Source organism: Mucilaginibacter arboris, assembly GCF_009754915.1.
Taxonomy (GTDB): Bacteria; Bacteroidota; Bacteroidia; order Sphingobacteriales; family Sphingobacteriaceae; genus Mucilaginibacter_A; species Mucilaginibacter_A arboris.
In genome coordinates, this window is the sequence record NZ_WPIK01000063.1 from 1 (window position 1) to 724 (window position 724).

At 31.2% G+C, this 724-nt stretch carries 1 protein-coding gene; it reads left to right on the plus strand.

Features of this window, described 5'->3' with window-relative positions; all coding sequences use genetic code 11:
- On the plus strand, positions 1–529 hold a 529-nt coding region (locus GO621_RS18720; RefSeq protein WP_232335717.1), incomplete at its 5' end, for a hypothetical protein.
- Between the last annotated feature and the right edge of the window lie 195 nt (positions 530–724).

Below are 724 nucleotides of genomic sequence, written 5' to 3' on the forward strand. Positions count from 1 at the left end.
CTCCGTTAGCGGCAAGCCTCGACCGACAATACAACCTATCTTACAAATGGAAACCACCAAAAGACTTTTTGTACTTTTAATCGTTTTCGGATTTTTTTCGTGTAGTTCAAAAAGAAACGTTGCTGGAACTTATCGTTCAAATCTTGCTGACTTAGGCTTCTATATAACAACAGTAAAATTAAAAACAGATAACAGTTTTGAATATAGCTTTCGTGGTGACTTAATTTCCAATAAAGCAACTGGGCATTATAGAGTAAACAAACGTAAGTTATATTTGGTTTATGATTTTACTCCCGTTGACACAAGCGTATTAAGTTCTTATAAAAAATTGGGAATTAATGTTACTGATTCACTTAAAAATGAAAATTCCTATCCTCATGTATTTTATTTAGGAAAAAACAAATTGTTTATGAGTTGGCAAGACGAAAAAATTATAAGACAAGTAAAAGTTTATCACAAACGAAAAAAGTATTTACTTTTTGGTTCACACTATTATAAGAAGAAATATTATTTAAAAAAGATAGAATAATGCCTGCCGCTAACACTGGTTTGGCAAAAAACTGGCTGACAAATTAAACATCAGCTTTTGTTTTGCTATTTTGCTTCAGTTCCGGCTGAAGGAACATAAATTTAGCTGATAAAAGAAGCATCAACATTTAAATATTAATTTAACTTTGGTTTTGGGTCGAAGAATTTCAATTTCCAGTTCTTCGCCAAGCCTTTT